This window comes from Pseudomonas extremorientalis (genome assembly GCF_001870465.1).
Classification (GTDB): domain Bacteria; phylum Pseudomonadota; class Gammaproteobacteria; order Pseudomonadales; family Pseudomonadaceae; genus Aquipseudomonas; species Aquipseudomonas extremorientalis.
The window spans coordinates 68,384-94,083 of the sequence record NZ_MDGK01000036.1; the positions used below are offsets into that span (position 1 = coordinate 68,384).

The following is a 25,700-nucleotide window of genomic DNA, read 5'->3' on the forward strand; positions in this document are numbered from 1 at the left end:
CTACATGCAAGGGTTCAGAACCCTACATCCTCGGAGGAATTTTATGACCCAGACAGCCTTAGTCGTCGGCGCCAGCGGCATCGTTGGTAGCGCCATCACCCAATTACTGCTGGACAACCAATGGCAGGTTGCCGCGCTCTCACGCAGCCCCTCCCAGGTGCCCGGCGTGATCCCGATAAGCGCCGACTTACAATCCCCGGCCACCGTACAGCAGGCACTGACCGCGTTAAAACCCACCCACGTATTCATCACCACTTGGTCGCGCCAGGCCACGGAAGTCGAGAACATCCGCGTCAACGCCGCCATGGTGCGCAACGTGCTGGACGCCGTACGCCCCACCGGCAGTGTGCAACACGTAGCGCTGGTCACCGGGCTGAAGCACTACCTCGGCCCCTTTGAAAACTATGGCAAGGGCAGCCTGCCGCAAACTCCGTTCCGCGAAGACCAAGGCCGCCTGGACGTGGAGAATTTCTACTACGCCCAGGAAGACGAAGTGTTCGCTGCGGCCGAGAAAGATGGTTTCACCTGGAGCGTGCACCGCCCGCACACCGTCACGGGTGTCGCTGTGGGCAATGCGATGAATATGGCGACCACCCTCGCCGTCTACGCCAGCGTGTGCAAATACACCGGGCGCCCATTCGTGTTCCCAGGCTCCCGCGTGCAATGGGACAGCCTCACCGACATGACAGATGCGCGGCAATTGGCCCAGCAACAGCTATGGGCAGCCACCACGTCAGCGGCTGCCAACCAGGCGTTCAACATCACCAATGGCGATGTTTTCCGCTGGCAATGGATGTGGGGGCAGATTGCCGATTACTTCGGCCTTGCACCAGCACCGTTCCCAGCCGCGCCCGCCCCACTCGAGCGCCAGATGGCCGACGACCAGGCCACTTGGAACCAGATCGCGGCGCAGTACGGGCTGAAAGAAGCCGACATCAGCCGACTCATTTCGCCATGGCACACCGACGCCGACCTGGGACGGCCGATCGAGGTGGTCACCGATATGTCCAAGAGCCGCCAACTGGGTTTCACCGCTTACCAGGCCAGCGACCAGGCCTTTTTCGACGTGTTCGATCAGTTGCGCGATGCACGGCTGATCCCTTGACTGGATAGCGGCAGCACGACCACAAACTCGCTGCCCCTGCCGTGTCCTTCACTCATGCCCGTCACTGTACCGCCGTGGGCTTCGACCAGTTCGCGCACCACGGTCAAGCCAATACCCAGGCCGGCGCTGTTGAAACCGATGGCGTGGGCATCTTGCACATAAGGATCAAAAATGAACGGCAAGGCCTTGGCGGTCACGCCAATGCCGTTGTCGGCAATGCTGATCTTCAGTTGCCCGGCCTCTACGCTCACCACCATCGCGATACGGCCAGCCGCTTGCGTGTACTTGGCTGCGTTGCCCAGCAGGTTGTGCAGGATCTGCGCAAGCCGTACGGGGTCGCCGTACAGGCTCGGGATAACATCCGGCAACACCACATCGAATTGCTGCTTTCGACCGATCATCACTGGGCTATAGGCCTCGACAGCGGCATTCAGGATACGCAGCATGTCCACCTCGCGACGGTGGATGCGCAGCTTGCCGGTGCTGGCACGCGAGACATCCAGCAAGTCATCGACCAGTTGGGAAATATGCTGGACCTGGCCCTCTATCAATTCACGCATACGCGGCAGTTCGTCGCTGGGTAGCCGGACCATGCGCTCGGCAATCAGACTGATAGGCGTCAGCGGGTTGCGCAGTTCATGGGCGACCATCGCCAGGATGCGTTTCTGCTGACCTAGCGCACGTTCGGCGGTGACCTGCAGGTCCTGGGCGCTGAGTGCGGCGAACACCAGTTGCGCATTGGCTTCGCGCAGCTTCTGGAACAGCAGTTGGTCCTCTACCTTCGGCGCCGCGACAGTGTCGGATTGGGCCAGGAGCAGTGCCAGCACCAACTGCTGGTTGGCCTCGATCAGTTGCTCGACATGCTGGGTATCCTCTAGGCGAGTGTTGGCGCCTTCCAGTTGTTGCTGCAGCGCAGCCAGTACTGCACGGGCTTCAACGATTTTCTGGCCGAGCAGGAACAGCTCATGGGCCGCATTGGCCACTTTACGCGCGTCCTCTCCCGCCGAATTACTCATGGGTCAGTTCAATCATTGTGGTCTCCTGTGCGCTGGGTCGTCGGACGCCCACCCAGCAGCCCCTCCTGGTCAGCGAGCATCTCGCCGATCTGCAGGCCATCGTCATTGATGTGGTATTGGCGCAGCTCGTCGCAGTGGGCACTGGCGCGCACTTTGACCACGGCCATGATGCGCAGCAGGCGGCTGCGGACTTCGATGTAGCGCTGCACGATGATCGCGTCCGTCAGGAACGCGGTGCCGTAGGGGCTGAAGCGCAGGTCGGTGTAGCGGTCTTCCAGCTCTGAGGTCATCAACACGCTGACCCCGGCGCGGGTCAACGCGGTGACCATACGTGACAACGACTCACGGAAGTCTGCGCGGAAGGTCGGCGCCAGGGCCAGCTCAAAGCCCGACAGCGAATCGATGACCACCCGCGTGGCGTTCAAGCGGCTGATTTCGCTGAGCAGCAGTTGGACAATTTCGTCGATCGACAGGTCCGGCGCCCGGCTGTCTACCAGGCTGACCTGGCCGCTGCGGATCAAGTCGGCCAGCGTTGCGTTTTGCGAGTGGTTGGGCCGTTGCTCGAACACCGCGATCACACCGGCTTCGCCATTGCGCGCGCCCTCGGCCAGGAAGGTCGCTGCCAGGATGCTCTTACCCGACCCCGAAGGCCCCGCCACCAGCAACGAATAGCCACGGGGCAGGCCGCCACCGAGCATCTCATCAAGGCGTGGCACGCCCATTTTCAGGCGCTGCATGGGCAGCGATCTCGGCGTCTCGTCCGGGTTGAGCGGGGCCGGTGCGAACACCCTGATGCCTGAACTGGCGATACGAAAGGTGTGCAGCCCCGGCAAGGTCGGTTGGCCGCGCATCTTCATGATTTCCATCTTGCGCACCATCGAATTGCGCTCGACGCTCTGGCGCAACCAGATCAATCCATCGGCCACGGTGAAGATCGGGTTGGTGTCGGTCTCGGTGAAGTACTCGCCGATCAGGAAGGTGGTCGCTTGCCACGTGGTCATCAACATACCCAATTGTTGTACGAACTGCGGCAGGTTGTTATTGGGGTTGTGCTGGGTCTGGCTGGCGAGCACCACCGAACGGAAGGAGTCGACAAACACCAACGACGGCGCATGCGCCTCCACTTCGCTGACAATCCGGCGCAGCACTTCGTCCAGGTCGCCGGCCAGGGTGTCGTCGGCCAGGTTGATATAGCGGATCGACTGGTTGATCGCGTCGCTGTCGAAGAAGTCGAACTGCTGCTGATAACGGAGCATCTTCAGCGGCGGCTCGCCCAGCACGGTGAAAAACAGCGCCGGACGCTCGGGTGTCGCCAGGGCAAACATCATCTGATGCGCCAGGGTGGTCTTGCCACAGCCAGGCGGACCGGCGATAAGGTTGAACGAAAACTCCGGCAAACCTCCGCCCAGCACCTCGTCCAGCCCTGGCACACCGGTAGCCAGGCGGTTGATCGTTACTTTGGTGCTCATGGCGAATTTTCCTGCGAAGGGGTGTCGCTCAAAGAAGGTTCCCACACGTCGCGTAGTAAACGCGCGGTCAGCGAAGGCCCGATCAGCGTGGTGAGCAAAGTGTAAAAAGTGGTCAGCAGCACCTCACCGAAAAACAGCGCATCGGCCTCAGTCTGCTCAAGCAGTACGGCTTTGAGCCCGGATCTGTCAGGCGTGGCTTGCACACCATCGTGCATGCCGGCCAATCGCGCATGGGCCGAGGCGCTGAGGTGCAGGCTGCGGCGCAGCAAGGCGACACAGCCTTGCTGCCCGATGATGGGCGTGAGTGCTGCGTCCATGTCCTGCAATATCGACGTGATCGCCTCGGCGATGCCTGCGATATCCGCGGAGGGACCAACACGGTGCGCCAGAGAAGCTACGATCTGGCGGCTCTCTTCGCTTAGCGTGGACATGAAGGGCTGATATCCGATGAATTGATATCCAGCGTACACCCTCTGGCATTCGTCCGAGGGTTTAATGAGCCATTATCTGCGCCCCCATGCGCCGCCCGGGTTTGAAACCATGGGCACGGGCGCTCCAGGCAATCGCCAGCGACACACCGATCAACAGCAACATCGCCCACGGAAACGAGGCCACGCCCCAGGTCTCGAGCAACACCCCACCGACGACACCGCTGCCGGCGATAGCGCTGTTCCAGGCCACCACATTCAGCGACAGCGCCACGTCGGCGCCATCGCCCGCCGCATCGGCCAGGGCGGTCTGCAGCAGGGTCGCGGCGCCACCGAAACTCAGGCCCCACACGGCCACGCCGAGGTAGACCACTTCCGGCAGGTTGCCAAAAAGACCCAGCCCAAGCGAGACGACCGCGAACACCGCCAGGCTGACGAGCACGGTCTTGCGCAACAACGACTCAACGAGCCTGGCCGTGAGCCAGATCCCTGCCAGCGCGGCAACCCCGAACACCAACAGCACCAGGTCGACCCGCTCGGCCAACCCCGCCGGCGCCACGAAGGGTGCAATGTAGGTGTACAAAATGTTGTGCGCCAGCATCCAACTGATCACCACCGCCAGCACCGGCCGTACGCCCGGCGTGCTCAGCACCTGGCCCAGCGACATACGTTGATGGGCGGGCTGGGGAGCGTAGTCCGGGACTTTGACCAACACCCACGCAATCAACACCAGACTCACCGCCGACATCAGGCCAAACGTGGTGCGCCATCCCACCAACCCACCCAGCCAAGTGCCGAGCGGTACACCCAACGACAGCGCAATCGGCGTGCCGACCATCGCCAACGCCAGCGCCCTGCCCTGCTGGTGCGGCGCGACCATGCGCCGGGCGTAACCGGCCAGCAGGCTCCAGGCCAACCCCGCTGCCACACCGGCAAAAAAACGCGCCACCAGGGTCACACCATAGTGGGACGACAGCGCGGTGATGGAGTTGAACAGCAGGAAACCGACGATGGTCAGCAACAGCACATTGCGCCGGCGCCAGCCACGGGTCGCGATGGTCATGGGGATCACCGCCAGCACCGAGCCCAAGGCATACGCGGTGACCATCTGCCCGGCCATCGACGGGGAAATTGCCAGACCGTCGCTAATCAACGGCAACAGGCCGGCGGGCAGGGTTTCGGTGACGATGCAGATAAAGCCGGTCATGGCCAGGGCGAGCAAGGCGCCGATGGGCAGGCGGTCGGATGACGCCGATAAAGTGAGTGGAGGTGTCACGGGTAACTCCTTGAGCGGGATTTAAATACTGATCGATACAAATGTTGCGTCTGGACATAGCGTGTTGTCAACGACTTATGTATCGACTAGTATTTATCTCGCTTCCTCCACCGGAGATCCGCCATGGCACAAATGGGCCGCCCCCGCACCTTCGACCGCGATCACGCCGTAGACCAAGCCTTGCACCTGTTCTGGCAGCACGGCTACGACGCCACCTCACTCGCCCAACTCAAGGCTGGCCTGGGTGGCGGTATCTCCGCGCCGAGTTTTTATGCGGCGTTCGGTTCCAAAGAGGCGCTGTTCGACGAATGTGTACAGCGCTACCTGACGACCTACGCACAGGTCACCGAATGCCTGTGGGACGAAAGCCTGTCGCCGCGTCAGGCGGTTGAAACGGCGCTGCGCCAGTCGGCACGCATGCAGTGTGAAGACGGGCATCCCAAGGGTTGCATGGTGGCGCTGGGCGTGATGAGTGCGCCGAGCCCCGAGAATGCGCGGGTGGCGAATGGATTGACGCAATCGCGGCTGCGCACACGGGCGGGGATTGTGGCCTGTGTGCAGCGTGCGATACGTGCAGGGCAATTGCCAGGCACGATTGACCCGGCGGTGATGGCGACGGTATTTGACAGTTTTCTGCAGGGCATTTCGATCCTTGCGCGCGACAACGTACCCCACGCCAGCATCGACGCGGCGATCAGCCAACTGCTGCTGACCTGGGATATTGCCGCGTCTACGGCGCCGCCGATTCGTCCCGGCATTGCATCAGGAAATCCACAAACGCCCGCACACGATGCGGCACATAGCGACCATGGGGATACAACAAGGTAAACGGCCGTGAACGCCCACCGAACGGCTGCAGGACTTCTACCAGGCTGCCGTCAGCCAGTTCCTGCTCGACAATAAACTTGTAGGTCTGAAACAACCCCGCGCCGTGCCTGGCCAGGGTCACCCCGCCCAGCACATCATCGGAGCAGCTGTACCCCGCCTGCCCCGCATACTCTTGCGCCTTGCCATCCACCTGAAACAGCCAGGAGATACGCCGGCCATTGCTGGGCAATTCGTACTGGATGCATTCATGGGCGGGCAGATCTTCCAGCGTCTGTGGGATGCCGGCGCGTTCAAGATAGGACGGTGCCGCGACCACCACCAACTCGGCGTCTTCCAGCAGGCGCGCAATCAGCGATGAGTCGGGCTGGGCGCGCACACGGACCGCCAGGTCGTAGCCTTCGGCGACGAAGTCGATATTGCGATTGCTGATGTGGATATCCACCGTCACCTGCGGGTACAGCGCACGAAACCTGGGCAGTAGCGGCAGCAGACGGTGATGGGCGTAGGTGGTGGGAATACTGATGCGCAACAGGCCGGACGGCACTGCTTGCGCGCCCATCACCTCCTGTTGCGCCTCCACCAGTTGGGTCAGGGCCTGGCGGCATTGCTCGAAGAAGGTCCGGCCGCTGTCGGTAAGGCGGATGCTGCGCGTGGTGCGCACAAACAGCCGCGCGCCCAGGCGCTCTTCCAGGCGTGAAATGCTGCGGCTCACGGCCGCCGGCGTGACACCGGCGACCTGCGCGGCGGCGGTGAAGCTGTTGGCTTCGGCGGCGAGGCAAAACAGCTCGATGCTGCCGAGCTGCAGGTCTTCGAAATGGCGTTTCACAATGGGTCCACCCGGTTACGGCTGCGGGGGATTGCAACACGTCCGCGCCCAGTGTGCCACTGCTTGCTTACGCCGTTGGCTCGATCAGGGTTGTCAGCCGCGCGGGGTTTGCAAGGCGTGGTACCCGTAGTCTGCGCGCGCTTGCCGCAATGGGACACCGGCGTCGATGGCCGTCGCCCACCGAGCCCCCCTCCAGGCCAACAGGTCCGTAGCGCAGGGTCCAGGCTTTGCCCGTAAGGCTGAAGGACCGGTCCAGCGGCTTGAGGTCGGTACAACTGAGGGCGTCCAGGCGTTGATGAATAGAGCGTTGCATGAGGAAGGCTTCCTTGTGTCGAGGGGTTAACCTGCGTTCGCCGCCAGGCTGAGCGCGTGGATCTTGTCGACAATCTGCCGCGAAGCCTTGCGGATTGCCGTCGTTGTGGTGCCTGCAATATGCGGTGTGAGCTGGGCATTGCCGACGCCTGCCAGTGGCGAGTGGAAGCAGTCTTTTTCCAGGGCGAAGGTATCGATGGCGACTGCTTTTATATGCCTGGGAAACGCCGTCATGAAACTCGCCAACTGCGCTTCATCGACGATGCCGCCGCGCGCGGTGTTGATCAGTATCGAACCTTGGCGCATCTGCCTGAACTGGGTCAGCCCAAACAGGCCGCGGGTCAGCGGGGTCAACGGTACGTGGATCGAGACCACGTCGGCCTCCCTCAGCAATGCTTCGAGGGTTTGCCGGCGCTCAAGGCCAAGGCTGCGCGCGACCTGGTCGGTAAAGCGTTCCGAACCGGTGGCGATGACCTTGAGACCGAGCGCTCCCGCCTTGCGTGCGACCTCTTGAGCGATGCTGCCCGTGCCGACCACCCCTAGCGTGAGTTCGCCGAACTCCAGGCCTGGCGCCAAGGTGCCCTTGGACCAGCATCCCTTGTGCGTTTCAGCGTTGTAGTGGTCCAGGTCCCGGGATAAATACAACGCCTGGGCCAGGACATATTCAGCAACCGCAATCGCGTTGGCGCCTGGAGTGTTCAGCAGGGTCACGCCACACTGCTGGGCCGCTTGCCGGTCGATATGGTTGACACCCGTACCGGCTTGAGCAATAGCGCGCAGCGGCGTTGGCAGAGCCGGTGACGCAGCGTTGCGAATCAGTTCGCCCTCAATGGGAATATTCAGGCGCGTCTTGAACACGCTGTACCCTCCGGCCAACATCACGGCCCCCATGAAAGCCTGCCGGTCGTGACCGTTGATCTCGGTGTAGTGAATGCGCTCGCCATAGTGCTCGCGGATACCATCCTTATCAGTGAAATAGTAGAGATTCAGGGTGACGACCAGGCCCAACGCGAGGAATCGGTCGACTTCCTCGAATAACAACGGCGGGCCGGGTGCATCGAGTATCAGGGTGGTGAATGCCATGCTTGTGATCCTCTTGAAAGGCGCACAACCGCGCCGACAGCCAGGTCGCCCCGGCTGTCGGCGGGTGCTTTACCAAGTGTGTAGTCCTGGCCCTTGTAGGTTCATCGGTTCAAGCCTCGATAATTAATACAGATCCCTTGTTTGCACTCCACCGCGTGGGTGGAAGCAAAATCATCAATGTCACAGGCCGAAACCACCGCATCGCAACGAACGGATGTCCCCCTGTTATCCGACAGAAAGCCCTCAGATCGGTACCCAAAAGCGGCAAAAAATCTGAAACAAGTTATTACACTTCAACGTGAATCAATCATGTCGCCGCTTTTTCGACAAAAGACCTTTTTGGAATAAAACGCGCATAAAAAGATAGCCAGCTTATGAACGGTTTCCCGATCCGACACTGACTATTCTTTTTCAAGCAATTGATTATTAGGGGTTAATGAAGGGAGTCAAAAACGCGGTACGCCCAGAAAGCACTCACGCCGACAGGATGTGCCAGGTCATTCTTAAATAATTCTTCATAAAGGCCTGACCCCATATGCACCGGACGATCCCGAGCCCTTGGCATCGTGCCCGGCCTCGCAGGGGTGGACTCGGGCTCAAACGACGAGCGCAAATAAGATAGAAAATGACTGTTAATCATTGGGCAAAATAAAGGCGCTCCAAAGAGCGCCTTTATTCATTTCAACTCACTGCTCGCTGATGGATTTCACATCCGCCTTGGCAGCGCCACCAATCGCAATGCGTTTTGGCTTGGCTTCCTCCGGTACCACCCTGAGCAGGTCGATGCTCAGCAGGCCGTTGGAAAGCTGCGCGCCCTGCACTTCGATGTGGTCGACCAGGCGGAACGACAAGCGGAACGCGCGCTGGGCGATGCCCTGGTGCAGGTAGGTGATGCCCTCATCGTGTTCGCGCTTGCCGCCGGCGACGGTCAACACGCCTTTTTCCACCTGGATTTCCAGGTCATCCTCCACCAGGCCTGCGGCCGCAATCACGATACGATAATGATCGTCACCGTGCTTTTCGACATTGTGAGGTGGGTAGGTGGTGCCGGCCTCGCTGCGAAGCGCCGATTCGAAAAGGTCGTTGAAACGGTCAAAGCCGACAGAGTGACGGAACAGTGGGGCCAACGAAAGAGTAGTAGCCATTGCAAAATCTCCTGAGGTTTCTCCAAGTGATTTGATACGCGACCCGCATTCGGCATCGCGTAAAACCTAAGTAGGTTCAGGCTGGAAATTTTCAAGCGGCGCTCACAAAATTTTTTTATCCGACACGATGAGCTCCCGACGAAAGGCTGACACAACGGCGCGCCAGAACCGTCGTGGGGTCAACCAGGGCGACCCGGTGGGCGCCGATCTCGAACGCCTCGCAATGCGCCAGCACCAACGGCAACTCGGTACACCCGAGAATCAACACCTTCGCCCCTTGTTCACACAAATGCTCCGCCGCCAGCAGCAACTGCTCACGGCACACGCCAGCGGTAAACCCCGCCTTGATCCCCCGTTCGCCGTAGATCGCCTCCATCACCAGCGCCTGGTAATCAAAGCCAGGCGTGATGAGTTGCAGGCCGCAGCCTCGCGCGGCCTGGTGGTAGACCTGGCTTTGCAGGGTGCCGGACGTCGCCAGCAAGCCCACGGCCTGGCGGCTGCCGTAGGTCTGCACGATCCACTCCACCGTCTCGCTGAGCATGTTGACGATGGGCACGCGCAGGTGCGCCTGGATGCGTTCGACAAACGCATGGGCGGTGTTGCACGGAATCGCGATGGCCTGGGCGCCGGCGCTTTCCAGGCGTTTGCAGGTGGCGTACAGGGCCAGGGTCGGGTCGGTTTCATCGCGTAGCAGGTTGGCGGTGCGGTCGGGGATCTGCGGGTTCTGTTCCACCACCATCTTGATGTGGTCCTGGTCTTTGCCGGCCGGGGTATGGGCGACCACCTTGCCCATGAAGTCCACGGTAGCCGCCGGGCCGACGCCGCCGACGATGCCCAGTTTGAACGGTGGCTGACGCGCCGAGCCATCGGCCTGGGTGGCGAACTCGGCGTAGATCTGGTTGATGTCGAGGGCGCTGATGCCACGCCGTTGCAGGTCGCCGCAGACCAGCGACAGCTCGGTCATGCCCGGCACAATCACCGTGGCGCCCTGCCCTTGCAGCGACAGGCACGCCTGGTACACCGACTCCAGCGGCACACCGTCAAGGTGGCCGTCCTTGATGCCGTTGACGCCGTACATCGCCTCCATCAAGGCAGCCTGGGCGTGGTCCTCCGGGTACACCAGGTTGAAGTGCTGACCGAGGTGCTGTTCAAACAAGCCGCTGTGACGCACGAAGTCCGATGCGATCACGCCGAGGGTGGTGCCAGGCGCTATTCGACGGGTGATGTGCCGGACCAGCGCGTGCATCATGTCCAGCACGGGAATGCCCAGTTCCTGCTGGATTTCAGCGCGAAAGGTCTGGCTGGCAAAACACGGCAGCAGCACCGCATCCACCCCGGTGTTTTCAAAGGTCTTGCATACCTGGAACACATAGAACTTGCGCGCGGTCATGCTCGCGTTACGGTCCAGGGGCAGCAGTACATCCTTGAACGGGTGCTGCTCGAACAGGAAGTGATAGCGCCGCTGGTCCTCCAGCACGGCACGGGACTTGACCAGTTTGTAGAACAGATCGCCGCCCGCCAGCGAACCGAGCCCGCCGACGATGCCCAGCCGGGAGGTGGTTTTCATGCGTGCACTCCCTGCGGCAGTTCAGCGGGTTCTTCCGCGCTCTCGGATTTGGCCACCACCGCCGTGGCGATGCTGTTGCCCACCACGTTGGTGGCGGTGCGCGCCATGTCGAGGAACTGGTCGATACCGATGATCAGCAACAAACCCGCCTCGGGCAGGTTGAACATCGGCAGCGTCGCCGCCACCACCACGACCGACGCCCGCGCCACGCCGGCCATGCCTTTGCTGGTAATCATCAGCGTCAGCAAAATCAGCAGTTGCTGGGTGAAGCTCAGGTCGATGTTGTAGGCCTGGGCGATGAACATGATCGCGAACGCCTGGTACATCATCGAGCCGTCAAGGTTAAAAGAATAGCCCAGCGGCAACACAAAACTGGAGACCCGCTTGGGCGCGCCGAACTTCTCCAGCGCCTCCATGGTTTTGGGGTAGGCCGACTCGCTGCTGGCCGTGGAAAACGCCAGCAGGATCGGCCCGCGGATCAGCTTGCCGAGGGTGAACACCGAGCGTCCGAGAAACAGGTAACCGGCGGCGAACAACAACACCCAGAGCAGGGCGATCCCCAGGTAGAACTCGGCAATCAGCTTGGCGTAATCGGCCAGCAGGCCCAGGCCGTTGGTGGTGATCGCCGAGGCAATCGCGGCGAACACGCCGATCGGCGCAAAAGCCATCACGTAGTCGGTAATCTTGAACATTACCTTGGCCAGCTCGTCCACGGTGTCGGTGATGCGCGTGTAGCCGGCGCGCTTGACCCCGGCCAGGGCGAAGCCGAAGAACAGCGAAAACACCACGATCTGCAGGATCTCGTTGTTGGCCATCGCCTCGGCAATGCTGCGCGGGAATACGTGGCTGATGAAGGTCTTGAGGCTGAAGTCCCCGGTGTTGACCGGCACCGCTGCCGTCGCATGTTGCGCCACCTGCATGTTCAGCCCGGCCCCCGGTTGGAACAGATTGACCAGGGCCATGCCAAGCATCAGCGAGACCAGCGACGCCGTGACGAACCACAGCATCGCACGCAAGCCGATGCGCCCTAGCGAGCGCGAACTGCCCATGCTCGCGATGCCGCCCACCAGGGTGGCGAACACCAGCGGCGCAATGATCATCTTGATCATGCGCAGGAAAATATCGGTGACCATCGAAAAGTACCCGGCCAGCGCCTTGGCGGCCTGCTCGCTTCCTGCATAGTGGTGACATGCCCAACCCACCAGCACGCCCAAGACGATGCCAACTGCGATTCGACGGGGGAGTTTGTTCTTCTTCACAGGTGCGGCCCTCAGATGGCTTTTGTTGTATGGAGCGGATTCTAGGGACCCACCCCGGCCGCCATGATGAGTAATCCAGCTAACCCCATGCGCTTTTGGAATAGTTTGTAGAAAGCCCAGCCCAGGCTGCGCGCGGCGGCATACACTCAGGGCTCATCGCCTGGAGAACCGGCATGCAGATCAAATGGTTGGACGACCTCTTGGCCATCGCCGAGTGGAAAAATTTCTCCCGCGCCGCCGAAGTGCGCTGCGTGACGCAATCGGCGTTGTCGCGGCGCATTCGTTCACTGGAAGAATGGGTGGGCGTCGAACTGGTCGACCGTGGCACCTACCCGGTGCAACTGACCGCCGCAGGCGCAGCCTTCTGCAGCGAAAGCCGCGAAGCGCTGGCCGGTCTGATGCGCCTGCGCGCCAGCCTGCGCGAGGTGGAACGCATGCCGGGCCGCTCGATCCAGGTGACCGCCGGCCACAGCCTGTCGATGACCTTCCTGCCCAAGTGGCTGGCGCAGTTCCAGCGCCAGACCGAGCAGTTCAATGCACGGGTGGTGGCGGCGAATATTCATGACGCGGTGATTGCGCTGGAAGAAGGCAGTTGCGATTTGATGATCGTCTACCACCATCCCCTGGCGCCGATCCTGCTGGATGCGCAACGCTTCGGCAGCCTGGCCCTGGGGCATGATGCGTTTATTCCGTTGTGCGCGCCGGACAAACGCGGTCGACCGCTGTATCGCCTGCCGGGGAGCACGGGAAAACCCGTCCCGCATCTGGCTTACACGGCCACCACGTTCCTGGGCAGGGTCGCGGAAATCGTGATCAAGAACGGCCCTGCACCCGCCGTGCTGGAGCGCTGCTACGAAGCCGACATGGCCATGCTGCTGATGCGCATGGCTATCGAAGGTTACGGTGTGGCGTGGTTGCCACAGAGCGCGGTGGTGGATGAGTTGGAGCGTGGGCTGCTGGTGCGGGCGGGTGGCGAGGAGTGGAGTACGCGGTTGGAGATTCGCTCGTACTGCGCGATTGAAAACCAGAACCCGACGATGAGGAAGTTGTGGCGCACGCTCGAAGGGCTGCGCTGACGTCAATGCACCTGCGGCATCGCCATTCGCAAACGCTGGGCAAGTAAATCGGAGAACGCTTGCGTCAGGGCCGTACGGGGAACATCACTGCGAAAAACCAGGCCGAATGAATACGGCAAAACCGGTAGAAAAGGCCGCGTCACGATCGGCAAGTCCAAGAAATCATTGGCCAGCAATTCATTGATGATGGACACGCCGATGCCCTCGGCGACGAAAGCGCAGGCAGCACCTGCCGAATGCACTTCCATGCGCACGTTGGGAAGAATGGACGCCTGCCGAAATACCTGGTCAAGCTCCGTGCGCAGGTTGCGCTGGCGGCCCAGCAGCACCAGCGGCACACCGCGCAAATCATTCACCTGGATAACGCGCTTTTCGCACAGCGCGTGCGTTTGGGGAAGCACGCACACGCCTTGCACCTGCAACACCGGCACCACGTCGAAGCCCGGCAATTCGGTGGGCAGGCGCACAAAGGCAAAATCGACGCTGCGGTCCAGCACCGCGCGCTCAAGCGCATCGTAGGAACCGGTGACCAGTTCGATAACAAGGTCGTCGCGGCCCTGCATGAATTCGGCAACCACACGGGGCAACCATTGGTGGGTCATGCTGGTGGGCACCGCCACGCGCAGCAGCGCCCGGCCAGCGTGACCCAGGCGCAGGTCGTCGGCCATGCGCTGGACGCGTTGCATGTTGTCGACCAGCCCCGACACCTCCGGCAAAAACGCCTCGGCCTCGGAGGTCGGCGTCAGCCTGCCCTTCCTGCGCAGGAACAAGGCAAAGCCCAGTGACTCTTCGAGCTGGCTGAGCAAACGGCTGATGGCCGACTGGGACAAGCCCATGCGCGTGGCGGCATCGATGGTCGAACCGGTCGACATGATGGCCTGGAACGCTTCCAGTTGTTTGAGATTCACGCTCGGGCTCCAAGCAGACACGACTGGGCGCAGTTTCCGCTGGCAACACCGGCGGCGTCCAGCCTTGCAGCCCTACCAGAGCTTGATGTCGTAGGTCAGGTACAGGCGATTGTAGTCCCAACTGGTGAGCACATTTGAGCGGTACGCCGTGTTGCGAAATTCTGCCCCCAGGCCTTTGAATGTGCCGTCCTGGATCACGTACTTGAGGCTGGTATCCAGCTCGTGCTCATCGGCCGGTTTGCCAGAATACTTGGCGTCGAATCCTTTGTAGTAGCGGATCATGAAACTCAAGCCCGGGATCGCCAGGGCGGAAAAGTCATAGTCGTAGCGCAGCATCCAGGTTTTCTCATCCTCCAGGATGAATTTGCTCACGCCCGGACTGGTAAAGGACGTGGTGGCCGCACCATTCAAATACGGCAATGCGGCGTTACCGGACAATTGCTGATAGCCGCCTCCGAACGTATGCCCGCCGAGCCGATAACTCAAGGAGCCGCTGAACATGTCGGCGTCCGCAGCACCGTTATAGGCCGCCCCCGTTTCAAAACTGTTGTAATAACGCACGTCCGTCGTCAAGTGACCTGGCCCGACAGCCACTTTATGCACAACCCCGAAAAAGTGCTGGCGATAGAAGTTTTCAAGTTCACCGTAGTAATAAGACAGGCTGATGGTCTTATTGAGTGCATACGTACCACCCACAAAGTAAAAATCACCATGCTTCGGACCTTTGTAACCGCTCGGTATCAGATCGACGTTATCGCTGGAGTTACGCAACTTTGATTGATCCAGTCGCCCACCTTGCACAAATAGATGTTCGATACCGGTGTATTCAAACTGCGTACCTTGGAACGTCTGTGGCAGTAAACGCCCATCGTTGTAACTGACCACCGGGTTCTTGGGCAACAACGTGCCCGTCTTCACCACGACATCGGCAAAACGCAGCTTGCCGGTCACGCCTAGGCTGGAAAAATCACGGGCGGCGCGGCCATCATCATGCACTGGCAACAGGCCTGTACCGGCGTGTGCAGGGCTGGAGTCAAGCCTCAGCCCCAGCAGGCCAAGGGTGTCAAGGCCAAACCCGACGGCCCCGGGCGTGAATCCGGAACGCATCGTCAGCAACAACCCCTGTGCCCATTCGACACGGTCGTTGCCGCCGCTGCGGTTGTCATGATTGAAGGCGTAATTACGCAACGCAAGGTGGCCGGTGGAATCCCCGAGGAAACCTTCGGCGCGCACGCTTGATATACCAGGCACCATTAAGCTGGCGCACAAAAGCCCGCCGGTCGTTATAAACGCACGCATAGTTAAGCCCTCAGCTGTGTTTTATTTTTTGTGGCAGAGAGTAAGAAAAGTAACTTGACCAAGTATTTCCTGGCCGATGTTCTTCGGTGTTAATGACCTGAATGAGCAAACAACGCTATCGAATTAAAACAGGGGCGACAAGCTTATGACAAAAGCGCATCAGGCTATGACAGATAACCCGACAACACCTTGAAACGCATAGCCCAATACGCGTTCTTCATAACGTTGTGAGGTATTTATGATTGCCCTACTGTGCCGATGTAGCCGTTGGCTATCCCCATAAAAAAAAGATGAGAGCACCGCTATGTCATCCACTGCGCCAACAGTCACCGACACCGCGCCACCCAAAAACACCCGCCAACTCAACCCGGCAATCATCTTGCTGAGCATTGTGTTCCTGGCCATGGTGCTGACTTATGTGGTGCGCTCCGGCCAGTTTGAACGCCAAGACGTCCGCGTGATTCCCGGGACCTATCAGGTACTGGAAAAAGACACCTCGCTCAGCCAACTCTTCGCCCTGCCGCCGCGCTCGTCGAATAAAACCGTGGCACAACCGGTATCGCTGGCCGAGACCTTTCTGGCCATTCCCCTGGCCATCGAGAAACGCGCCGGGCTGATTTTCATGGTGCTGTTCATCGGTGGCATGTTTGCCGTGCTGAACAAGACCGGCACCATCGATGCCGGCCTGGACCGGCTGCTCGGTGCCACCAAAGGCAACGTCTACATTCTGGTGCCAACCCTGATGCTCGCATTGTCGGCAGGCAGCACCTTCATGGGGCTGGCGAAGGAATACATCATGTTCGTGCCCGTGATGGTGGCCATGGCAAACCGCCTGGGCCTGCCCAACATCGTCGGCTTGGCAATCGTCGCGCTGGCGGTAAAGACTGGGTACATGGGCTCGATTTCCAACCCCATCGCGCTGTCTGTCGCGCAACCCTTGGTCGGCCTGCCAGTGTTCAGCGGGCTGAGCATGCGCATCGTCGCGTACTTCATTTTTGTCACGCTGGCCGTGGGCTACATCTTGTTCTACATCCGCCGGAGCGGCTTCGATACCTCGGCCACATTTTCCCACTCGGGCAAAAAACTCTCCGTGCGGCACACTCTCAGCCTGATCACACTGGGGGTTGGGGTCGGCTTCCTGGTGTACGCCTCCAACACCTGGCACTGGAAGTCCCCCGAGCTGTCCTCGTATTACCTGGCGCTGACCATCGTCTTCGCCGCCATCGCAGGCATGAGCCCGAGCACCACGGCAAGCACCTTTGTCGAAGGCATGAACAAGATGCTCATGGCCGGCGTGCTGATCGCACTGGCCACGGCCGTGGAGTCGATCCTCGCCAGCGGCCAGGTGCTGGACACCATCGTGCACGGCCTGTCGCAGATCATTGGCCAGCACGGCCAACTGCCTGCGGCGTTCGGCATGTTCTTCGCGCAGATGAGCCTGGATGTGGTGATTCCGTCCACCAGCGGGCAGGCCGCCGTGACGATGCCGATCTTCGGTCCGCTGGGCCAACTGGCCGGCGTGAGCCCGCAGACCACGGTGTATGCCTTCCTGCTGGGCAACGGCTTGACCAACATGATCACGCCCACTTCCAGCGGCCTGCTGGTACTGCTTGCTGCGGCCAATGTGGGCTGGGTGCAGTGGGCTCGGTTTGTGCTGCCGCTGTTCCTGATCTGCACCGCGGTGGCGTTGCTCCTGCTCGCCTGCGCCGCCCTCACCGGCTATTGAATTCGACTGACCAAGGCTTTGTCATGACCCTCCCTGCATTCGAAAACATGCACATCGTACGCAACCAGATGATCACCCTGCGCGATGGCGTGCGCCTGGCCACCGACATTTATCTACCGCTGGGCAGCGGGCCCTGGCCGGTTGTCATCGAGCGTACGCCCTACGACAAATCCGGCCCCTCACGCTCGGAAAAACGCCTGGACGGGCTGCACCTTACCCGCGAGCAAATGGCCGCAGCTTTTACCGAGCAGGGCTTTGTGGCGATCTTCCAGGATTGTCGCGGGCGTTACCGTTCCGAAGGCGTGTTCACCAAATACATCAATGAAGGCGAAGACGGCTACGACACCTTGCGCTGGATCGTCGAACAGCCCTGGTGCAATGGCCACATCGGCAGCATGGGCCTGTCCTATGCAGCGCACACGCAGATGGCGATGGCCTGCTGCAATGCGCCAGGTCTCAAGACCATGGTGCTGGACTCGGGGGGGTTCGCCAACGCCTACCAGTGCGGCATTCGCCAGGGCGGCGCGTTCGAACTCAAGCAAGCGACCTGGGCCTACAAGCAAGCCCAGCAAAGCGCCGCCGTGCAGGCCGACCCGCAGTTGCGAGAGGCGTTGGCCCAGGAAGATATTCTCGATTGGTTTGCACGCATGCCGTGGCGCCCAGGGCATTCGCCATTGCGCCATGTACCGGAGTACGAAAACTACCTGTTCGAGCAGTGGTCCCACGGGGACTTCGATCAGTACTGGAAGCAACTGGGTATCTATGCCGAAGGTTTCTACGAGCAGATCCCGGACATCCCCGTGTTGTTCATGTCCAGTTGGTACGACGCCTATGTCAGTTGCACGCTGGACAACTTCACGGCGTTCACCGCACGCAAGCAGTCACCTCAACGCCTGATCATGGGCCCGTGGCTACACGGTGACCGCAACATCAGCTACAGCGGCAACGCCGAATTTGGCAACGCCGCGCCTTTCGACGGCAACCTGGGCGAAGACTGGTTGAGTTGCCGAGTGGAATGGATGCAACGCTGGCTCAAACCGACCGACGCCGAACGGAGCGCCACTCATCAGGTCGATGTGTTCCTGATGGGCGGCGGCAGCGGCCGAAAAAATGCGCAGGGTCGGCTGGAGCATGGCGGGCGTTGGCTCAAGTCGCCGTGTTGGCCGCTCGCGGACAGCCAACAGCTGAACCTCTACCTGACACCACAAAAAGCCCTTTCGCCGCTCGCTCCTGTGGGGCCGCCCAGTTCATTGAGCTACTTCAGCGATCCCGCCCACCCGGTACCGACCATTGGCGGCTCGCTGACATCGGGCGCTCCGGTGTTCGTGGGTGGCGCTTTCAACCAGATCGAAAGCCCGGACTTTTTCGGCACCCGGGGTGACCACTCGGCACTGTGCGACCGAGATGACGTAGTGAGCTTCGAAACCCAACCGCTTGAGCACGACTGGGTGGTCGCCGGCCCGGTGAAAGTCGAACTGTGGGTGCACAGCAGCGCGCCGGATACCGATTTCACCGCCAAGCTGGTGGACGTCTATCCGCCGAGCGACGATTACCCGCAGGGGTACGCCATGAATATCACCGACGGGATTATCCGGTGTCGCTACCGCGACTCGTGGGAACACCCTGCTCCGCTCACGCCGGGAGAGCCCTTCAAGGTGGTGATCGAACCCTTCGCCACCTGCAACCTGTTCAAGCGTGGCCACCGCCTGCGCCTGGATATCGCCAGCAGCAACTTTCCGCGCTTCGATGTAAACCCCAACAGTGGCGAGGCCGAAGGCATGGGCGAGCATCCGCAGGTGGCGCGCAATACCGTGCATATCGGCGCCGGGCATCCGAGCCGTTTGATACTCACGGTCGTGAACAGCGCGCTATAGGAGGCGGATCAAAACTCTGATACATAGCGCAGCCGCAGAACCTGGTCCAGGCCTGGGGCAAGAACGCGAGCTACCACTTTGTGTTCACGCGGCAGAATCGCGGCAAGCTGGATGAGTTGAGTACGTTGGTTGCGCAGGGCCAACTGCGGGCGCATGTAGGGGCGGTCTATGCGCTGGCCGACATTGGACTTGCCCATGCCCGATTGGAGAGTGCTCACAACGGTATCCAAGGAAAAATGGTGATCACCGTCCTGCCCACTCAGGAAGCAACGCCATGATTTACGAGATCGCCGTGCTGCCGGTTCATAAAGAACACATCGACGCGTTCAGGCGGGCCTTTGCCGAGGTGGCGCCGTTGCTGAGCCGTGCCAAAGGCTACCTGGGCCACATGCTCGCGCAAGGGATCGAGACGCCTGAGCGATTCAACCTGATTATGCGCTGGGCATCGCTGGAGGATCACACACCGGGGTTTGAAGCGAGTGAAGATCATCGGGTGTTTAGGTTGGGACTGGAAAAATACTTTTCGGAGGAGCCGCAGGTTTATCACATTGAGGGGGCAGCTTTTAGCGCCTAGCGAAACCCAAGGCAAATAAAGCCTGCATCGCTGCTAGCTTCTTTTTATGTCGCTATCTGGCTCCACGACCTGGACTCGAACCAGGGACCGAATGATTAACAGTCACTTGCTAGCTGTTAGGCGCACTGGGGCCACGACGAAATGTGGCGCAGAAAATAGGTTAGCTGCATAGCGTGGGTCGCATGAGTGCGTCACGCTAGGAAAGTTAGTCGGGTTGGAGGGGCTTGTCAAAGCAGGACTTTTCAATGACCTGTAGGAAAAGGAGGCGCCCTCTGTCAGTTACCGAGTAACCTTCGGCATTAAGCTAGATACAGAAGGTTGGGCGAAAATTGCTTTACTAATTGAGGGGCAGCTAAAGAGGGACAAGTTCTAGACTACGAATTGATCCAAGCAGTTTCAAATTCTTTCGGGCCGAAAACAACACTTGGTCAACCAATCACGTACCGCGTAACTTTATTATCGAAGATAATAGATAGACAGAATTCCCCAACGACAACTTTTCCTCTCCCATACAACGGTACAAGACCCCAAAAACAAACAAGAAACAGCCTTTAACACTTACAAAGCCTAACCACTAACACCAAGAAATCAGGCCTTTTATACATGCTTAAATCACGTGAACACACCCTACCTTCAACAACTTACCACCTCACAAACTCAAACCTCTACTGATTTTGCAACTACATATAACGCAACACCTACAGAATGCAGAAATAGCCTGTAATGCTTGTCACCACTTGAAAGCTCTTTGCCCTGCTGCATGGCTATAATATCTGAATATCCATATTCAACAAGAGATCCAAGCATTGAAATATCACCATCATCCTTACAACTAAAAAAACTATAACCGGGAAATGGCTGCTTTAAAAAATATGAAACCTTTAAGAAACGAATACTCTTTTTAATCTCTCCAGCACTTGAATTCTCATCATCATAATAAACATCCAATTCAAGAGTTGTTCCCGAATAAAAAATCTCAAATCTATTTTCACCGCCACCAGGCAACAACTGATCGAGATCAAGCAGTTGCCTAGGATTTGACAATTTAATTTTTTCAATCATTTTCTAGCCTTATCTACAGAGCCGCCGTAGTTGTTATTAAGCTGTTGCCTTACCAAATCATCAAAGGTCAAGTTATCATATGCCTTTATTCCTGTCTTATTGGTTCCATACCATGGATTTTTAGGAACGCCTGCCTCTATCAAAGCAGTTGAACTCCTAGTGTTTGCGATAACTTTCTTCCCGTCAATCATTACGTAATCTGATGGAACTTGGCTTGGTCGGGATCCCTCAGGGTCAGACACCATTTACCCCATCAACCCGCCATTCAGCGCAAGGCGATTGTCGGCCCGAATTAGATACAGCATCATCACTCGATTCGTTTCGTCACCTACCTCAAACTCAATAAATCCGCCCCGTTTAGGATCCCCTTTATCAATTTTACTTACCACGCAGCGTGACGGTTCGAGGGTGTCGACGTTCCGGAATGCTTAACTTTTTCAGTTTCCGCGTTGACCCCTAAATACTTATCAGCATATTTTTCCGGAGTGCGCTTGTGAAGCTCCCCCAAAATCGACACCAGACTTTCATGAATAGCCAAGTCTGTAGGCTTTATTTTCATAGCATCCTCATAACACTGCAAGGCGCCTTCAAGATCTCCCACCTTAACCAACATCGCACCTAGTTCAAGATACGTATCGACAAATGAAGGTTCGGCTTCAATGGCGGCCTGATAATACTTGAATGCGTCGACAACATTTGACGCACGCTCATTCGATACGCCTGCAAGGAAAAGATATCGAGCTATGACTTGATCAGGGGCCAACTGGGTAGCGACTTCATAATGCTTAATAGCCTGACCAAAGTCACGCTGATAGAAACATATATCACCTAAACATTCAGCACATGCAGAATCAGACAGTGAATGCGAGCAGGCCTTGAAATATTCTATTGCATTTTCGACAAGCCCGGTTGAGAGGTACCGAATCAGTTGTCTCTTAACATCATTAAAATCAGACTCGTTCACAGCTACTCTCCAACTACTCTAACGGGACTGCTCAGGGTCAGCCGCCATTTACTGGGACTAATTGGGGTCAGACCCCATTTACCCCTTATCCACAACATTCCAAATAATTTGCTTTGGCGGGCCATCCACACCGTTTTTACATTCAGCTGCTCAACCACTTCAACAGCAGTCCATTTATTTCCATTACCAAAAAGATGCCCGCCAGTAATACCCCTGATCATTGAACCCGCTTTCTTTATAAAAACCATCATAATTGGCAGCATCTGCAATAGCCGTATCAATTTCTCTGAATGAAACCAAACTGCCAAACTGTGAATTTATAGCAGTGATGTCGCCTGCACTTGAGTCGACCTTGAAACCACCAAGACCTGTTCCACTTAGCAGGTTTGACGCTGAACTTAAGCCACTAGTAGCTAGATCATCTAACTTTCTGGCAGCGCCACCAGTTGCTTTGGACCCATTAATCCCCACCATAGTAACTGTAAAGATCCGCATCAGGCCAACGTTCGTCGTATGCGGTTAATGTACTTTGTAGGGCCTCACTACGAGGGTCCTCAGAAGGATTCATGTTTGAAATGACAAATTCTTTAATTTCGGGCCACTGAAGCTCACGCATGCAAAATGCCACAACTTCAAATGGAGACCCCCGAGACACTAAAATCAACTTAAATCTATTTATGAAATATTCTTTACAGCCAGGATGTTTTTTTACAAATTCCAAAATATTTATCAAGGACCTCTCATAGGTAATATCTAGCTCTTCACCAAAAGCGGCTATAGCTATATCACAAAGCTCATCAAACTCTTTAATGACGTCATTCATTTCGCCCCCCAAACACCTTTTCTGGAATTGCCAGAATCTGGCACCCAGACTTTTCTATATATTCCTCTCCCATTTCAAACCCTTTTTTAGAAAAAGCTTCTTCTGCTGCGGCTTGAGCAGCCCGACCAGAGGGGTCATAGTATGCTTATGCATTATCAATACATTTAACTTTTCCGCTCACAATTTTACTTATCCCGCAGCAACAACGGGTTTGCCATTCGCTAGGTCAATGTGACCACCACCTACATCATTAAACCTTCGCCCGTTCACTAACTGACCATCCTGAAGAACGACTTAGCTATATCTTTCTGCGCTTTGGGTCAATTTTGTATCTGAGATTAGCGTTATAACAACGGTTGGATGATCTGGGAATTGATTGGAAAAACTAGGCATCGCTTGCTTGTCTACAGAACCCGCTGTGGCTTTTGCACCTGTTCAACCCTTCAATGCTGGCAGAGACAGCACTTCATCGTACTGCGGCCAGTCTTCCCTTGCGCGCTTGAGCACACCTTGCATCAACTTGTCCAACTCAGGCACTGGCTGCTCGGGCGGCAATTGGTCAAAGGGCGCGGTCAGCAGCGGATGATCAATCTTCTGCGGATTGGCTAAACCTTCCCACTGGCGCAGGCGCAAGATATAGAGAATTTCCACGGGCACGCGCTCCAAGTGCCAATCCTGATTGAAGTCGTAGGAATTCTTCTGGCTCTCTTTGCCGGTTTGCCAAGTGTGGCGGTCACACGCGGCCAACAGACAGGGCATCAGGTCGTCGGGGCAGGGAGTGCGCCACTTGGCCAACAAGGCTTCGTAGATGGGTTCGTCGTAAGCATAAGCAGGCCATTGATGCGAGACATCGCCCACCCAATCGGCAAACACACGCAGCATAAAGGCTTGGGCGCGGCGGTGTTGCTCCTCGTACTCAATCACTAATTGATGCCCACGGTTGAGAGCCGCATGGGTGAGATAGCCCTGATGGATGACGGCATCCTTCCAGCCTAACATCGCCATAGCGGCCATCATATTAGTGGCGGTTTGGATGCTGTAGTTCTGGCGCCGTCGATCATTGCCTGCCGCTTTGGCAATAATGTCGAACTGGCCCGCCCAGAAGAACAACTGCCAAATGCCTACTTGGTAATAGCGCAGCCAATGGGCCAATTCCAGAAGCCATTGCGGATTATCTGGTGCGGTTGCCAATACCTTGTGGGCTCGTGTAACGGCCATCCATTCAGAGCTACTACGCGTAACGTTGTCACTATTCGGTACAGGCATTGATGGCTTCGCAAATGCATCACCGCGCTCAACATATTCACGGATGCCGTTCAACTCGTATTCATCTGAGACGTGTGGTCCCTTGGCTATGCGCACCAGCACACTTTTGTAGGAGGGCCATTTTGGGTTTACGCCCGAGCGCTCGCACTGAATTACTTCTTGGTCCATGGTTCCACCTTAAATTCTGCTACACCTGTTTTACCGGGGGCGGGAACACCGACTTTGACTGTTAAACCTTGAACCTTGGCTTTTCCTGAGTCCAACTCCGCTTGCAAAGCATCACGTAAGGCAGGATCAGAGTCAGCAATTGATTTATTACCCAGCTGCCCCTCCAACCGCGTCCTCGGGTCCCCATGCGGCGTACCGGCCTTACTCACGCCATTCACCGAAGACTTCGCATCCATCACTACCACGGTAATCGTATCGCCATTGATCGCCACCGCGCAGCCATCACAGCCGTGGTTGCTACCGTTCTGCAATGGCTTGAAATTGAGGCCGGTTTTTCCATTGAGGGTTTGAAGGGCCAGTTGCTCGCCCAACACCCCATCATTTACAAGCGAACCGGTCTTCCAATTGGGAAGGTGCGACAGCGGGATACTTTCAAATGTCTGCCCAAACAGGTCTTCAACCGGGCTGAGCTTCGGTGGGCTGATTGCATCAGGGATAACCTGCACTGGTCCTTTTGCACCCTTCAACTCCACCTTAACAACCTTAGCAGCGACCTTTTCGACGAGCAATGCCCCTCCTTTTAGGGCTCCTCCCACTCCCGTCGCAAGCGCCGCCACTTCGCTTATCAGCTTCCCGGTTTCACGCCCTGCGTTAAACGATCCACTCGCCCCGGCTCTCTCATACTCCGCTTCTAGATTGTCAATGCGTTGGATATAGGACTGCTTCATGGCGTCCGAGACGTTACCCAGCACATCCCCGCTTTGAACCACGGATTTCAATGCCCGAAACGTCTCCATCGGGCTGCTGGCAGCTTCCAAGATGCCCTTGACCGTATCAAGTAGCCCTTCCGGCACCCCAACCACTGCCCCACCCGCAAAGCTGGCGTCCTGCCCAGCATCGATCAATTCCCACTTCGTATTGATCCTGAGCCGATCCAACGAGTCACTGCTTTCTGCCAGCTCTTTCTCTCTCTGAGCCTTTTGATGATCGCCCAGGTAGTTATACTCCGTAGCATTTTTAGCTACCCAGCCACCCTTCTCGATCGACTTCGCATCAGCATCCTTCTGCGAAGCCGCTGCCAGCACTCCCACAATCTGTGAGCTCATGGACAACAAGGTCTTATCGCCTTTAACCAAAGAGTCCAGATGAACGACTAGAGCTTCGTTGATCCCGGCTGCCAAAGCCCCCGTTCTGAAGTCCCCGCCTGTGGCCTTAGAGAGCAAGCCACCCACCATTGCATGAACCACAATTTTAGGAGGGTAGCCTTCCGTCAGTACCCCATGGGTGTAGTCGCCAATGGCATTAAAACTTGCTGCAGCCAATGTATTGAACAATGCGCCTTTGAGTGCATCACCAAAGTCACCACCTTGTCCGAGCGCTTTGCTCAGCAAAGTCGACGTACCGTTCTGCAAGGCTTGGTTCGCCGCAAACTGGCCAACGCCGGTCCAGGTGTTGAGGGCTGGCGAAGTGATAACGGCCCCTGTGTTTGGATTGGTCTGCGTGCCTGTCCAACCATCGAAAAGCCCTTTCGTCAGGCCTGCCGTCACGCCCGATATCACGTAGCCCTTCATCGCATCCGATGAGGTGACGTCCTTGAACACTGCCCCCAGATTGCCCCGATTATTGATAACGCTGACGGTTGCATT

The 25,700-nt window shown here is 58.0% G+C and carries 24 protein-coding genes, 1 tRNA gene and 1 pseudogene; 7 read left to right on the top strand and 19 right to left on the bottom strand.

Annotated features, from left to right (window positions below; genetic code table 11):
- Positions 1–43: 43 nt before the first annotated feature.
- Positions 44–1,105, top strand: coding sequence for an SDR family oxidoreductase (locus tag BFN10_RS14070; protein WP_071490181.1), 1,062 nt, complete (start codon positions 44–46; stop codon positions 1,103–1,105).
- Here the strand turns inward: BFN10_RS14070 and BFN10_RS14075 are convergent.
- The 4 genes from BFN10_RS14075 to BFN10_RS14090 all read right to left on the bottom strand — a co-directional run bounded on the left by BFN10_RS14075 (position 1,075) and on the right by BFN10_RS14090 (position 5,294).
- Positions 1,075–2,121, bottom strand: coding sequence for a sensor histidine kinase (locus BFN10_RS14075; RefSeq protein ID WP_071490182.1), 1,047 nt, complete (start codon positions 2,119–2,121; stop codon positions 1,075–1,077). The genes BFN10_RS14070 and BFN10_RS14075 overlap by 31 nt on opposite strands.
- A gap of 8 nt (positions 2,122–2,129) precedes the next feature.
- Complete coding sequence (locus BFN10_RS14080) at positions 2,130–3,590, bottom strand: ATPase domain-containing protein (RefSeq protein ID WP_071490183.1); 1,461 nt, start codon at positions 3,588–3,590, stop codon at positions 2,130–2,132.
- Complete coding sequence (locus BFN10_RS14085; RefSeq protein WP_071490184.1) at positions 3,587–4,021, bottom strand: hypothetical protein; 435 nt, start codon at positions 4,019–4,021, stop codon at positions 3,587–3,589. The genes BFN10_RS14080 and BFN10_RS14085 overlap by 4 nt, the downstream gene beginning before the upstream one ends.
- Before the next feature lie 61 nt (positions 4,022–4,082).
- Entirely contained in the window at positions 4,083–5,294 is a 1,212-nt protein-coding gene (locus tag BFN10_RS14090; protein WP_071490185.1) for an MFS transporter, read from the bottom strand.
- A gap of 123 nt (positions 5,295–5,417) precedes the next feature.
- Here BFN10_RS14090 and BFN10_RS14095 point away from each other — a divergent pair, with 123 nt between their 5' ends.
- The gene (locus tag BFN10_RS14095) at positions 5,418–6,122 is read left to right on the top strand and encodes a TetR/AcrR family transcriptional regulator (RefSeq protein WP_071490186.1); all 705 of its coding nucleotides are present in this window, start codon (positions 5,418–5,420) and stop codon (positions 6,120–6,122) included.
- Here BFN10_RS14095 and BFN10_RS14100 read toward each other — a convergent pair.
- The 5 genes from BFN10_RS14100 to BFN10_RS14120 all read right to left on the bottom strand — a co-directional run bounded on the left by BFN10_RS14100 (position 6,025) and on the right by BFN10_RS14120 (position 12,314).
- Positions 6,025–6,948: a LysR family transcriptional regulator gene (locus BFN10_RS14100; RefSeq protein WP_071490187.1), complete on the bottom strand. Its 924-nt coding sequence runs from the start codon at positions 6,946–6,948 to the stop codon at positions 6,025–6,027. The genes BFN10_RS14095 and BFN10_RS14100 overlap by 98 nt on opposite strands.
- A gap of 339 nt (positions 6,949–7,287) precedes the next feature.
- Positions 7,288–8,343, bottom strand: a complete 1,056-nt coding sequence (locus tag BFN10_RS14105) for an NAD(P)-dependent oxidoreductase (protein ID WP_071490188.1) — start codon at positions 8,341–8,343, stop codon at positions 7,288–7,290.
- 686 nt (positions 8,344–9,029) lie between these two features.
- Positions 9,030–9,488 (bottom strand): Hsp20 family protein, encoded by a 459-nt coding sequence (locus tag BFN10_RS14110; RefSeq protein ID WP_071490189.1) that lies wholly within the window; start codon positions 9,486–9,488, stop codon positions 9,030–9,032.
- Between the two features lie 115 nt (positions 9,489–9,603).
- Positions 9,604–11,055, bottom strand: coding sequence for a cysteate racemase (cuyB, locus tag BFN10_RS14115; RefSeq protein ID WP_071490190.1), 1,452 nt, complete (start codon positions 11,053–11,055; stop codon positions 9,604–9,606).
- Positions 11,052–12,314: a dicarboxylate/amino acid:cation symporter gene (locus BFN10_RS14120; protein ID WP_071490191.1), complete on the bottom strand. Its 1,263-nt coding sequence runs from the start codon at positions 12,312–12,314 to the stop codon at positions 11,052–11,054. The genes cuyB and BFN10_RS14120 overlap by 4 nt, the downstream gene beginning before the upstream one ends.
- 173 nt (positions 12,315–12,487) lie before the next feature.
- On the opposite strand from BFN10_RS14120, the gene BFN10_RS14125 reads away from it, so the two are divergent.
- A complete protein-coding gene (locus tag BFN10_RS14125; RefSeq protein WP_071490192.1) occupies positions 12,488–13,390 on the top strand; it encodes a LysR substrate-binding domain-containing protein in 903 nt (300 codons plus the stop codon).
- Positions 13,391–13,392: 2 nt separating this feature from the next.
- On the opposite strand, the gene BFN10_RS14130 is transcribed toward BFN10_RS14125, so the two are convergent.
- A complete protein-coding gene (locus tag BFN10_RS14130; protein ID WP_071490193.1) occupies positions 13,393–14,298 on the bottom strand; it encodes a LysR family transcriptional regulator in 906 nt (301 codons plus the stop codon).
- A 72-nt stretch (positions 14,299–14,370) separates the two neighbouring features.
- Positions 14,371–15,597, bottom strand: a complete 1,227-nt coding sequence (locus tag BFN10_RS14135; protein WP_071490194.1) for an OprD family outer membrane porin — start codon at positions 15,595–15,597, stop codon at positions 14,371–14,373.
- 304 nt (positions 15,598–15,901) lie between these two features.
- On the opposite strand from BFN10_RS14135, the gene BFN10_RS14140 reads away from it, so the two are divergent.
- The 4 genes and pseudogenes from BFN10_RS14140 (at position 15,902) to BFN10_RS14155 (ending at position 19,771) form a co-directional block, all read left to right on the top strand.
- On the top strand, positions 15,902–17,323 hold the full coding sequence (locus BFN10_RS14140) for a YfcC family protein (RefSeq protein WP_071490195.1): 1,422 nt from the start codon (positions 15,902–15,904) through the stop codon (positions 17,321–17,323).
- A gap of 47 nt (positions 17,324–17,370) precedes the next feature.
- Positions 17,371–19,197, top strand: coding sequence for a CocE/NonD family hydrolase (locus BFN10_RS14145; RefSeq protein ID WP_071490204.1), 1,827 nt, complete (start codon positions 17,371–17,373; stop codon positions 19,195–19,197).
- 23 nt (positions 19,198–19,220) lie between these two features.
- Positions 19,221–19,475, top strand: a pseudogene (locus tag BFN10_RS28800) (zinc-binding dehydrogenase); the annotation flags it as partial.
- Complete coding sequence (locus BFN10_RS14155) at positions 19,472–19,771, top strand: antibiotic biosynthesis monooxygenase family protein (RefSeq protein WP_071490197.1); 300 nt, start codon at positions 19,472–19,474, stop codon at positions 19,769–19,771. The pseudogene BFN10_RS28800 and the gene BFN10_RS14155, both read left to right, overlap by 4 nt.
- 57 nt (positions 19,772–19,828) lie before the next feature.
- Here the strand turns inward: BFN10_RS14155 and BFN10_RS14160 are convergent.
- The 8 genes from BFN10_RS14160 to BFN10_RS29745 form a co-directional block, all read right to left on the bottom strand.
- Positions 19,829–19,901: transfer RNA gene (locus BFN10_RS14160), tRNA-Asn, on the bottom strand.
- A gap of 527 nt (positions 19,902–20,428) precedes the next feature.
- A complete protein-coding gene (locus BFN10_RS29250; RefSeq protein WP_130898115.1) occupies positions 20,429–20,833 on the bottom strand; it encodes a hypothetical protein in 405 nt (134 codons plus the stop codon).
- A complete protein-coding gene (locus BFN10_RS28805) occupies positions 20,830–21,075 on the bottom strand; it encodes a hypothetical protein (protein ID WP_175531773.1) in 246 nt (81 codons plus the stop codon). The genes BFN10_RS29250 and BFN10_RS28805 overlap by 4 nt, the downstream gene beginning before the upstream one ends.
- Positions 21,076–21,215: 140 nt before the next feature.
- Complete coding sequence (locus BFN10_RS14165) at positions 21,216–21,797, bottom strand: tetratricopeptide repeat protein (protein WP_071490198.1); 582 nt, start codon at positions 21,795–21,797, stop codon at positions 21,216–21,218.
- A 183-nt stretch (positions 21,798–21,980) separates the two neighbouring features.
- Positions 21,981–22,292 carry a hypothetical protein gene (locus tag BFN10_RS29255; RefSeq protein WP_130898116.1) on the bottom strand — a complete coding sequence of 104 codons (312 nt, stop codon included), beginning with the start codon at positions 22,290–22,292 and terminating at the stop codon, positions 21,981–21,983.
- Positions 22,258–22,620, bottom strand: coding sequence for a hypothetical protein (locus BFN10_RS14170; protein ID WP_071490199.1), 363 nt, complete (start codon positions 22,618–22,620; stop codon positions 22,258–22,260). Before BFN10_RS14170 ends, BFN10_RS29255 begins: the two co-directional genes overlap by 35 nt.
- Positions 22,621–23,055: 435 nt before the next feature.
- Positions 23,056–23,730, bottom strand: coding sequence for a hypothetical protein (locus BFN10_RS14175; RefSeq protein ID WP_071490205.1), 675 nt, complete (start codon positions 23,728–23,730; stop codon positions 23,056–23,058).
- Positions 23,731–24,038: 308 nt separating this feature from the next.
- Positions 24,039–25,700, bottom strand: a 1,662-nt coding sequence (locus tag BFN10_RS29745) for a DUF637 domain-containing protein (protein WP_244159050.1), incomplete at its 5' end; no start/stop codon positions are given.